The organism is Streptomyces sp. C10-9-1 (genome assembly GCF_024497955.1).
Classification (GTDB): domain Bacteria; phylum Actinomycetota; class Actinomycetes; order Streptomycetales; family Streptomycetaceae; genus Streptomyces; species Streptomyces sanyensis.
In genome coordinates this window covers 1-10969 of the sequence record NZ_JANHKP010000030.1, presented here as the reverse complement: position 1 = coordinate 10969, position 10969 = coordinate 1, and the positions used below count along the sequence as shown (strand labels likewise).

Annotated in this window: 10 protein-coding genes; 8 read left to right on the top strand and 2 right to left on the bottom strand. The window is 74.5% G+C overall.

What is annotated here, in order from left to right; all coding sequences use genetic code 11:
* The 7 genes from NPS70_RS28320 to proC all read left to right on the top strand — a co-directional run.
* Window positions 1-3081: condensation domain-containing protein (locus tag NPS70_RS28320; RefSeq protein ID WP_256527322.1), on the top strand; the 3081-nt coding region annotated here is incomplete at its 5' end.
* Between the two features lie 102 nt (window positions 3082-3183).
* Complete coding sequence (locus tag NPS70_RS28315) at window positions 3184-3396, top strand: MbtH family protein (RefSeq protein ID WP_256527321.1); 213 nt, start codon at window positions 3184-3186, stop codon at window positions 3394-3396.
* A 110-nt stretch (window positions 3397-3506) separates the two neighbouring features.
* Window positions 3507-4664 carry a glycine amidinotransferase gene (locus NPS70_RS28310; protein WP_256527320.1) on the top strand — a complete coding sequence of 386 codons (1158 nt, stop codon included), beginning with the start codon at window positions 3507-3509 and terminating at the stop codon, window positions 4662-4664.
* A gap of 31 nt (window positions 4665-4695) precedes the next feature.
* Window positions 4696-5238 (top strand): hypothetical protein, encoded by a 543-nt coding sequence (locus tag NPS70_RS28305; RefSeq protein WP_374212069.1) that lies wholly within the window; start codon window positions 4696-4698, stop codon window positions 5236-5238.
* 78 nt (window positions 5239-5316) lie between these two features.
* A complete protein-coding gene (locus NPS70_RS28300) occupies window positions 5317-6129 on the top strand; it encodes an ABC transporter ATP-binding protein (RefSeq protein ID WP_374212068.1) in 813 nt (270 codons plus the stop codon).
* Complete coding sequence (locus NPS70_RS28295) at window positions 6126-6863, top strand: ABC transporter permease (protein ID WP_256527317.1); 738 nt, start codon at window positions 6126-6128, stop codon at window positions 6861-6863. Before NPS70_RS28300 ends, NPS70_RS28295 begins: the two co-directional genes overlap by 4 nt.
* 126 nt (window positions 6864-6989) lie before the next feature.
* Window positions 6990-7799, top strand: a complete 810-nt coding sequence (proC, locus tag NPS70_RS28290) for a pyrroline-5-carboxylate reductase (protein WP_256527316.1) — start codon at window positions 6990-6992, stop codon at window positions 7797-7799.
* A 17-nt stretch (window positions 7800-7816) separates the two neighbouring features.
* Here proC and NPS70_RS28285 read toward each other — a convergent pair whose 3' ends face one another.
* The gene (locus NPS70_RS28285; RefSeq protein WP_256527315.1) at window positions 7817-8413 is read right to left on the bottom strand and encodes a cysteine hydrolase family protein; all 597 of its coding nucleotides are present in this window, start codon (window positions 8411-8413) and stop codon (window positions 7817-7819) included.
* A 120-nt stretch (window positions 8414-8533) separates the two neighbouring features.
* On the opposite strand from NPS70_RS28285, the gene NPS70_RS28280 reads away from it, so the two are divergent.
* Window positions 8534-9532, top strand: coding sequence for a GlxA family transcriptional regulator (locus tag NPS70_RS28280; RefSeq protein ID WP_256527314.1), 999 nt, complete (start codon window positions 8534-8536; stop codon window positions 9530-9532).
* Here the strand turns inward: NPS70_RS28280 and trpS are convergent.
* Entirely contained in the window at window positions 9499-10497 is a 999-nt protein-coding gene (gene trpS, locus NPS70_RS28275) for a tryptophan--tRNA ligase (RefSeq protein WP_256527313.1), read from the bottom strand. The two genes, NPS70_RS28280 and trpS, sit on opposite strands and share 34 nt — an antisense overlap.
* Window positions 10498-10969: the final 472 nt, after the last annotated feature.

Below are 10969 nucleotides of genomic sequence, written 5' to 3'. Positions count from 1 at the left end.
TCCGGCGCCCGGGAGGCCGCGGCCCCGGCCCCGGCCCCGGCCACCGTGCCCGCCACCCCGATCATGTGCTGGCTGCGCGAACAGGGCGGCGCCGTCGACGCCTTCCACCAGTCGACACTGCTGCGTGTACCCCCCGCCCTGGGCCTCGACCGGCTCGCCCGGGCCCTGGAGGCGGTGGCCGAGCGCCACCAGGCGCTGCGCGCCCGCCTCCAGGACGACGGCTCGCTCGCCGTCGACCCCGTCCGCCCGGAGGCCCTGCGCGCGGCAGTCCGCCGCATCGACACCTCGGGGCTCACCCCCGGGGCGCTCCGCGACAGGATCGCCACCGCGGCCGAGGAGGACGCCGACTCCCTCGCCCCCCGGCGGGGTGCGATGGTGCGGCTCAGCTGGTTCGACGCCGACCCCGGGCCCGACGGCCCCGCCACCGGCGCCCGGCAGGGGCGGCTGCTCGTCACCGTCCACCACCTCGCCGTGGACGCGGTCTCCTGGCACATCCTCCTCACCGACCTCTACACGGCCTGGGAGGCCGCGGACCGCGGGGCGGCCCCGCGGCTGGACGCCGTACCGCTCCCGCTCGACGCCTGGTCCCGCGCCCTGCGGACCGAGGCCGCCGCCCCGGCCGCGCTCGCCGAGCTCCCCTACTGGAAGCGGCAGCTCCGGGCACCGCACGCGACCGTGGCCGGCGCCCGCCTCTCCCCGTCGAAGGACATCCACGCGACGGCCGGAGAACTCCGGCTCACCCTCCCCGCCGAGACGACCGCCCCCCTGCTGACGACGGTCCCGGCCGCCTTCGGCACCCGCACCCACGAGGTCCTGCTCACCGCCCTCGCCCTCGCCCACACCGCCTGGCGCCGCTCCGACACCGGCTCCGGCACCGCACTGCTCGTCGACGTCGAGGGCCACGGCCGCGAGCAGCTGGCCGACGACACCGACCTCTCCGCGACCGTCGGCTGGCTCACCACCCTCCACCCGGTGCGGGTGGACCCCGGCATCCCCGACTGGGACCCCGAAGGCGACCCGGCCGACCTCCGGCTCGGCGACGCCCTGCGCCGGGTCGCCGCCGAACTCGCCCGGGTGCCCCGGCGCGGCCTCGGGTTCGGCCTGCTGCGCCACCTGAACCCGGACACGGCGCCCGCCCTGGCCGCCCTGCCCGCCCCCCGGATCGGCTTCAACTACCTCGGCCGCGGCGGCGCACAGGACACCGGCGCCGACTGGAGCGCCGCCCCCGAGGCGGACGCCCTGCCCCTCGGCGCCGACCCCAGGATGCCGATGGCCCACGCCGTCGAGGTCAACGCCGTCGTCGAGGAGCACGAGGACGGGCCACGCCTGAGCGCGCACTGGCTGTGGGCGGGACGGCTGCTGACCGCCGAGGAGGCGGACGAACTCGCCCGCCTGTGGTTCGCCGCCCTGGGCGCCCTCGTGGCGCACACCGCCGCCGCGGCCCCCGCCGGGGCGGCCTCCGCCACGCCCGTCCTGCCGCAGGACGCCGCCGACGCGGACCCCGGGGAACTGGACCGGCTGACCGCCCGCACCGGTCTGCCCGTCGCCCGGCTGCTGCCGCTGACCCCGCTCCAGGAGGGCCTGCTCTTCCACGCCCGCTACGACAGCCGCGACCTCGACGTCTACAACGTGCAGATCACCCTCGCCGTGGAGGGGCCGCTGCACGCCGAGCGCTTCCGCACCGCCTGCGACGCCCTGCTGCGCCGCCACCCCGTGCTCCGTGCCGCCTTCCTCCAGCTGCGCTCCGGCGACCCGGTCCAGGTCGTCCCCCGGGAGGCGGCCATGCCGTGGACCGTCCACGACCTGTCCGGGCTGGGGGAGGAGGAGCGCCGGGAGCGTGCGGGGGCCGTGCTGGAGGCCGACCGACGCCGGCGCTTCGACCCGGCGCGCCCGCCGCTGATGCGCTGCACCCTGCTGGTCCACGGCGAGGAGCGCCACACCCTGGCGCTGAGCATGCACCACCTCCTCGTCGACGGCTGGACCACCTCCCTGGTCCTGCGCGACCTGCTCGCCCTCTTCGACCACGACGGGGACGACACCGCCCTGCCGCCGCCCGCGGACTACACCGCGTACCTGCGCTGGCTCGCCGACCAGGACGCCGAGGAGGCGCGCACCGCCTGGAGCGGGGCCCTCGCGGGGCTCCGGGAGCCCACGCTGCTCTGCCCCGGTGCGGACACCGCCCGCGTCGCCGCCCTGCCCGAGCGCGTTTCCGTCGACCTCACCGAGGCCGAGACCGCGGCCCTGCTGGACGTCTCCCGCCGCCACGGGGTCACCCTCAACACCCTGCTGCGCGTGGCCTGGGCGCTGTGCCTGCAACGGCGCACCGGCCACCGGGACATCACCTTCGGGGCGACCGTCTCCGGGCGCCCGGCGGAGCTGCCCGGTGTCGAGGAGATGGTGGGCCTGTTCATCAACACCGTCCCGGTGCGGGTCCGGTTCGACCCGGCGGAGCCCGTGGCCGGGCTGCTGGAGCGGATCCAGGGCGAACACGCCGAGCTGCTGCCCTACCACCACCTGGCGCTGCCGGAGATCCAGCGGGCGGCCGGCCTCGGTCCGCTCTTCGACAGCTGCGTCGTGGTGGAGAACTACCCGACGGCCGCCTCGCACCCCGGTGAGGAGCCCGACGACGGCCTGCGGCTCTCGGGGGTCTCCGGCCACGACGCCTACCACTACCCGCTCAAGCTGATGGCGGCCCCCGGCACCGAGCTGCACCTGGAGGTCAGCCACCGCCCCGACCTGGTGGACGCCGGGACCGGGCGGGCCGTTGCCGCCGACCTCCGGGAACTGCTGACGGAGCTGCCGGGCGCGCTCGCCGTCCCCACGGAGCGCTTCCTCCGGCCCGCACCGGGCCCGGCCCCCGGGCAGCTCGTCGAGCGGCTGCGCGAGCTCGTCGCGGAGGTGCTCCGGACCGGCCCGGTCCGGGCCGACGACGACGTCTTCGGCCTCGGGTGCGACTCACTGGGCGCCCTGCGCCTCGCGGGGCGCATCGAGGCCGAGACCGACCGGGCCGTCGACGTGGCGACGGTCTTCCGCTGCCGTACCCCCCGGGCCCTCGCCGCGGCCCTCGCCCGTCCCGCCTGACCGACCGCCCGCCCGACGCCCCGCCTCCTCCCCTCCCGCCTCCCGACCCGGGCGCCCCGCGCCCGCCCGCTCCACCGCCCGACCAGGAAGGAACCTGCCACCGTGACCAACCCCTTCGACAACGAGGACGGCACCTTCCACGTGCTCGTCAACGCCGAGCGCCAGCACAGCCTCTGGCCCGCCTTCGCGGCCGTGCCGGACGGCTGGGAGGTCGTGGTGGCCGACAGCGACCGACAGGTATGCCTCGACTACATCGAGCGGCACTGGACCGACATGCGTCCCGCGTCCCTGGCCGACGCGACCGGGACGGCGTGACCCCCGCCTCCCCGATCGCCCTGGGCCGTGCAACGAATCGCCGGATGGACCTCGCGGGCGTGCACGGAACCTCTCTCGAACCACTGCCTCTACAGATGGGTGACCGTGCCATGCCTCACGACCCGGCGACGCCCCAGGACTCCCTGGCCGTCAACTCCTGGAACGAGTGGGACCCCCTGGAGGAGATGATCGTCGGCTCGGCCGACAACGCCTCCTTCGAGCCGACCGAGCCGGGCAGCCGCCCGGCGATCCGCAACCGCCCCGACACGCCGTTCCCGACCGGTCCCAAGTCCCAGGAGGCCGTGGACCTGGCCAACGAGGAGCTGGCCGGGCTCGCGGACCTCCTCCGGTCCCAGGGCGTCACCGTCCGCCGCCCCGAGCCGCACGACTTCTCCGCCCCCGTACGCACCCCCGACTTCGAGGTGGCGAACCAGTACTGCGCCGTCTGCCCGCGCGACGTCATGATCACCATGGGCAACGAGATCATCGAGGCCACCATGTCGCGGCGGGCCCGCTACTTCGAGTACCAGCCCTACCGCAAGCTGGTCTACGAGTACTGGAACTCCGACCCCCGCGTCGGCTGGACCACGGCCCCCAAGCCCTCCATGGCCGACGGCATGTACCGCGAGGAGTTCTGGGACTGGCCCCTGGAGAAGCGCCACGAGCGGATGCACTCCTTCGAGTTCTGCATCCACCAGGACGAGGTGGTCTTCGACGCCGCGGACATGAGCCGCCTGGGCCGCGACATCCTCGTCCAGGAGTCGATGACCACCAACCGGGCCGGTGTCCACTGGCTGAAGCGCCACCTGGAGCCGCGCGGCTTCCGCGTGCACGCCGTCCACTTCCCGCTGGACTTCTTCCCCTCGCACATCGACTGCACCTTCGTGCCCGTGCGGCCCGGCCTGATCCTCACCAACCCGGACCGCCCCCTGCGCGAGGGCGAGGAGGCGATGTTCCTGCGCAACGACTGGGAGCTGGTGGACGTCCCCGAGCCCGTGCTCGGCAACCACGAGATGCCGCAGTACTGCCAGTCCTCGAAGTGGCTCTCCATGAACGTGCTCAGCATCTCGCCGACCAAGGTCGTCGTCGAGGAGCAGGAGAAGCCCCTCCAGGACCTGATGGCCAAGCTGGACTTCGAGGTCTTCACCGTGCCCTTCCGCAACGTCTTCGAGTACGGCGGCTCCCTCCACTGCGCCACCTGGGACGTCCGACGCCGCGGCACCCGGGAGGACTACTTCCCGAACCTGGACTACCGGCCCCTGGTGTGACGGCTCCCGTCCGCGGGGCCGTCCGGGGATAATCGACCCCGTGAGCGAGCATCCCCACCCCACCCCCGACGCGGACACCGGCACCGACGGCGGCCCGCGCCCCGAACCCCTGCGCTTCTTCGGCACCACCTGGGTCGAGCACGACGGGGGCTACGGGCTGCGGCGGGCCGCCGCCGGCGCGGGCGCCCTGGTCACCGCCGCCGCGGCGGCCCTGGTGCTGCGCCTCGCCTACCAGGGCCTCTCCATCGCCCAGGTCGGCGGCTTCGTCAACACGATCGTGGTGGTGATGTTCGCCGTGTGCAGCGCGATCGCCTTTCGCAAGACCTGGGAGGGCTTCTCCCGCAGGCCGTCGGGCGCCGCCTCCGAGGACGCCCTGCGCAGCCTGAAGGCGATCGGCTTCCTCGGCTCCCTGCTCGCCTACGCCCTGCGCTGCTTCACGGAGGCGCCCGGGGAGCGGCTGCACCGGGCCGAGTACGAGGCGGCGCAGCGCCGCTTCGAGAAGCGCCGGACCACCCGCTCGGGCAACCCCGCGGCCCGTGCCCCCCGGCGCGGGCGCGGCTCCGGCCGCCGGTAGCGCCGACCCGCCCCGCCTGCTCCGACCCGCCCCGATCCTTGACGGCCCGGGCACGGCGGGACCATTGTTCATCGCATGATGAATAAATCCGATGCGGCGGCCGTGCGGGCCCGGGGCCTCACCGTCGTCCGAGGGGGCCGCACCGTCCTGCGCGACCTGGACTTCTCCGTGCACACCGGCCGCGTCACCGGACTCCTCGGCCCCTCCGGCTGCGGCAAGTCCACGCTGATGCGCTCCGTCGTCGGCACCCAGGCCAGGGTCGAGGGCACCCTCCGGGTCCTGGGACGACCCGCCGGGGACTCCGCGCTCCGCTCCCGCATCGGCTACGTCACCCAGGCCCCCTCGGTCTACGACGACCTCACCGTCCGCCAGAACCTCGACTACTTCGCGGCCGTCCTGACACCGGGCCGCGCCGCCCGCGAGGAACGCCGCGAGGCCGTCGCCCGCGTCCTGGACGACGTCGCCCTGACCTCGCACACCGACGTCCTCGCCGGCCGCCTTTCCGGAGGCCAGCGCAGCCGCGTCTCCCTGGCCGTCGCCCTGCTCGGCACCCCCGAGCTGCTCGTCCTCGACGAACCCACCGTCGGCCTCGACCCGGTGCTCCGCCGCGACCTCTGGGACCTCTTCCACCGCCTGGCCGCCGAGCGCGGCACCACACTGCTGGTCTCCTCCCACGTGATGGACGAGGCCGAGCGCTGCCACCACCTGATCCTGATGCGCGAGGGCGGCGTCCTCGCCGAGGACACCCCCGAGGAGCTGCGGCGCAGTACCGGCTCCGAGACCGTCGAGGCCGCCTTCCTCCACCTCGTCGACGCGGCCGACGCCCGCGAGGGCACCACCCGCGACGGGCTCCCGGCCCCCGCCGACGCACCCCGGAAGGACACCCGATGAGCACCGCCCGCACCCTCGCCACCGCCGCCCGCGTACTGCGCCAGCTCCGCCACGACCCCCGCTCGATCGCGCTGATGCTCCTGGTGCCCTGCGTGATGCTCTTCCTGCTCCGCTACGTCTTCGACGCCGACCCCGCCACCTTCGACGGCATCGGCGCCTCACTGCTCGGGATCTTCCCGCTGATCACCATGTTCCTGGTGACCTCGATCGCCACCCTGCGCGAACGCACCTCCGGCACCCTGGAGCGGCTGCTCGCCATGCCCCTCGGCAAGGGCGACCTCATCGCCGGGTACGCCCTCGCCTTCGGCCTCGTCGCCACCGTGCAGTCCGTGCTCGCCACCGCACTCGCCCTGTGGGGCCTCGGCCTCGACGTCGTCGGCTCGCCCTGGCTGCTGCTGCTCGTCGCCCTGCTGGACGCCCTGCTCGGCACCGCACTCGGCCTGTTCGTCTCGGCCTTCGCCTCCTCCGAGTTCCAGGCCGTGCAGTTCATGCCCGCGGTGATCTTCCCCCAGCTGCTGCTCTGCGGCCTCTTCGCGCCCCGCGACACCATGCAGCCGGTGCTGGAGGCCGTCTCGAACGTGCTCCCCATGTCCTACGCCGTGGACGCGATGAACGAGGTCCGGGCGTACGCCGACCCCACCGGCGACTTCGTCCGCGACGTGCTCGTCGTCGGCGGCTGCGCGGTCCTCGTCCTGGTGCTCGGAGCCGCCACCCTGCGCCGCCGCACCGCCTGACCGCCGCAGGGCCTCCCCCTCCGGCCGGCACCGCACCCGCCCGCCCAGCGGACGGGTCCGCGGGCGGGCGGCCCCCGGTGCGAGGATGTGACCGCACGCATCCCGACCGGCGAGGTGAACGAAGCCATGACCCAGACAGTCGCAGTCCTCGGCACGGGCAAGATCGGGGAGGCCCTGCTCAGCGGCATGATCCGCGCCGGCTGGCGGTCCGCCGACCTGCTGGTCACCACCCGCCGCTCCGACCGCGCCGAGGAGCTCCGCAACCGCTACGGCGTCGAGCCGGTCACCAACGCGGAGGCGGCCAAGCGCGCCGACACCCTGATCCTGGCCGTCAAGCCGCAGGACATGGGCAAGCTCCTCGACGAACTCGCCCCCCACACCGCCTCCGACCGCCTCGTCGTGAGCGCCGCCGCCGGCATCACCACCGCCTTCATCGAGGAGCGCCTCGCCGCCGGCACCCCCGTCGTGCGCGTCATGCCCAACACCCCCGTCCTCGTGGACGAGGGCATGTCGGTGATCTCCGCGGGCAGCCACGCCACCCCCGCGCACGTCGCCCACACCGAGGAGATCTTCGGCGGCGTCGGCAAGACCCTGCGGGTCCCCGAGTCGCAGCAGGACGCCGCCACCGCCCTCTCCGGGTCCGGCCCCGCCTACTTCTACTTCCTGGTGGAGGCCATGACCGACGCGGGCATCCTCCTCGGCCTCCCCCGCGCCCAGGCCCACGACCTCATCGTCCAGGCCGCCATCGGCGCCGCCGTCATGCTGCGCGACAGCGGCGAGCACCCCGTCAAGCTCCGGGAGGCCGTCACCTCGCCCGCGGGCACCACCATCAGCGCCATCCGCGAACTCGAGAACCACGGGGTGCGCGCCGCCCTGATCGCAGCCCTGGAAGCCGCCAGGGACCGCAGCCGCGCCCTCGCCTCCGGCAACGGCTGACCCGCCACCGGCCGGGGTCAGCGGGCCCCGGCCGCCGCCAGCAGCTCCCGCGTCGCCACCACGCGGGCGAACCCGCCGCCGTGGAGGTTCACCGCGGTCGCCCGGGTCAGCTCCTGCGCCGTGGCCGTCCAGCCGAACGGCCCCGCCAGGTCGAAGGTGTGCATGGCGTCGATGGGGAAGAACACCTCGTAGCCCAGGTTCCCGCCCATCCGTGCCGTGGTCTCGTTGCACATGTTCGTCTGGATCCCGGCCACCACGATCTGGCGCACCCCCGCCCGATGCAGCCACCCGTCCAGGTCGGGGGTGCCGTAGAAGGCCGAGTTCACGGACTTGGACACGACCAGTTCCGGTCCGCTCCCGAGCCCCCTGCGCCGCTCCACCCACTCCTGGAAGCCGTTCCCGGGACTCCCGGGGTGCAGGGGGGACTCCTTGGAGCGGGAGTCGTGCCGGACGAGGACCACCGGTCGGCCCGACGCCTGCCAGGCGTCGATCAGGGAGGCGATGTTCCCCTCCGCGTCCGGGTTGTCGCGCCGCCCCCAGTACCCCGCGTACTCCTCCTCGAAGCCCTTCTGCACGTCCACGACCACCAGCGCTGCGTTCCGTTCGATGTCCATGCCCCGAATCCTCCCGAGGGCCGCGCCCCGCCGACAGTGGCGGTGATGCCGGGTGTCGATGGGATACCGCCACCCTGCCCGGCGGGGCCCGGGGAGCCGCCGCACTGGCACACTCGGCCCATGTACCGCGTCGCGCTGCTCGCCTTCCCCGGTGTCCGGGCCTTCGACATCGCGGTGATCACCGAGGTCTGGGGCGGCGGCCGCGCCCTCGACGGCACCGCCGCCTTCGAGCTGCGCCGCGTCGCCGCCGACCCCGCCCCCATCCCCCTCAGCGGCGGCCTCGCCCTCACCCCCGACCGCACCCTGCGCTGGATCGACCGCGCCGACCTCGTCCTGGTCCCCGGCGTGGAGGAGCCCTCCGCCCCCGCACCCCCGCCCGCCCTCGACGCCCTGCGCCGCGCCCACGCCGCGGGCACGCCCGTCGCCGCGCTGTGCGCGGGGGCGTTCGTCCTCGCCGCGGCCGGACTCCTCGACGGCCGCCGCGCGGTCACCCACTGGAACCTGGCCGACCGCCTCGGCCGTGAGCACCCCGCGGTCCGGGTGGAGCCCGACGCCCTGTTCGTGGAGGACTCGGGGATCTGGACCTCCGCCGGCGTGGCGGCCGGCATCGACCTCTGCCTCCACCTGCTGCGCACCACCCACGGTGCCGAGGCCGCGGCGCACACCGCCCGGTCCATGGTCACCGCCCCCTTCCGGACCGGTACCCAGGCCCAGTTCATCCGGCGCCCCACCCCCGCGGCCGACCGCGACGCGGACGCCCTCGCCGCCGTCCGCGAACGCGCCCTGCGGCAGCTCGCCGAGCCCCTGACCGTGGCCGACCTGGCCGGCTGGGCGGGCATGTCCCCCCGGACCTTCACCCGCCACTTCACCGCCACCACCGGCACCACCCCGGTCCGCTGGCTCCTGGAGCAGCGGGTGGCCGCCGCCCAGGGACTGCTCGAACGCACCGACCTGCCCATGCCCGAGGTGGCGCGCCGCGCGGGTTTCGGCAGCGAGGTCACCATGCGCCAGCACTTCGCCTCCCACCTCGCCGTCAGCCCGCGCGACTACCGGGCCGCCTTCGGCAGCGCACCCGGACGCCCGCCTCAGCCCGGCGGCAGCAGCCCGATGGCGCGGTAGGCGGTGTCCACCCGCGGCCGGGCCATCGCCCGCGCGCGCTCGGCACCCTCCCGGAGCACTCCGCCGACGTAGGCCGGGTCCGAGGCCAGCTCGGCGTGCCGCTTGCGGACCGGAGCCAGCAGCTCCACGACGGCCTCGGCCGCGTCCTTCTTCAGCGCCCCGTAGGAGGTGTAGGCCCCGGCCAGGTCCCGCGGGTCGCCGCCGCCGCACGCGGCGAGCACGTCGAGGAGGTTCGCCAGACCCGGCCGCTCCGCCCGGTCGTACACGAGCTCGGAGCCGCTGTCGGTGACCGCCCTCCCCACCTTGCGCCGGACCGTGTCGGCGTCGTCGAGCAGGTGGACGATCCCCGCCGGAGAGGCGTGGGACTTCCCCATCGTGGACGTCGGGTCCTGGAGGTCCATCACCCGCGCCCCGACCCTCGGACGCGTCGCCCGCGGCACGGTGAAGGTGTGCCCGTACCGCCTGTTGAAACGGACCGCGAGGTCCCGTGCCAGCTCGACGTGCTGCGTCCGGTCCTCACCCACCGGCACCTCGTCCGTGCCGTACGCCAGGATGTCCGCCGCCATGAGGACCGGACAGGTCAGCAGCGACAGCCGCACGCCCTGCCCCGCCGCCTCCGCCCGGGATGCCTTCTCCCGGTACTGGATCATCCGCCGCAGCTCGCCGTCCGCCGCCGTGCACTCCAGCAGGTAGGACAGCCGCGTGTGCTCGTCCACATGGCTCTGGACGAACACCGTGCACCGGGCCGGGTCCAGCCCGGCGGCGAGCAGCAGCGTCGCCGCCTGCAGGGTGAGCCTGCGCACCCGTGCGGGGTCGTGGTGCACGGTGAGGGCGTGCAGGTCGACCACGCTGAAGAGCGCGTCCGTCCGGTACTGCTCCTCCTCGACCCACCGCCGCACGGCGCCGAGGTAGTTCCCCAGGGTGAGGTGTCCGGTGGGCTTGATCCCGCTGAAGATCCGCTTCATTCCGCTGCTCCGTCTCCGGACCGGTCCCGCCGCGGTGTCCGCCGCGACGGGAGAGGCCGCCAGGTCGGGGCCGCCGCAGCCGGCGGGCCGTGCCCCGGAGTGGGGGAAACGCGAACGGCCGCCGGAGCGGCGGCCGTCGAGTGCATGCGCAGGGGTGCCGGCCGCCGTCAGGCGGCCCACCAGGAGGAGAGGCACATGCGCGTGGTCATGCGATGGAGACTACGCCCACCGGGAGCGCCGGCCCGGGGTTGACACCGGGAACCCCCGTCCGTAGTGTTCTCCGGGTTGCCCGACGTGAGAACCGACTCCGGTCGGCCCCGGGCAGCCATTCCGTACGAACCACTCAGAACGAGCGACACTATTCGTCGCCCGCTTTTCCGTGTGTTCTTGCGAAATGGGGATGCCGTGTTCGATTCGTCGGGCCGGTCGGCTCGATTAGCGTCGAAGCCGGTGAATCCGCTAAGGTCTCACT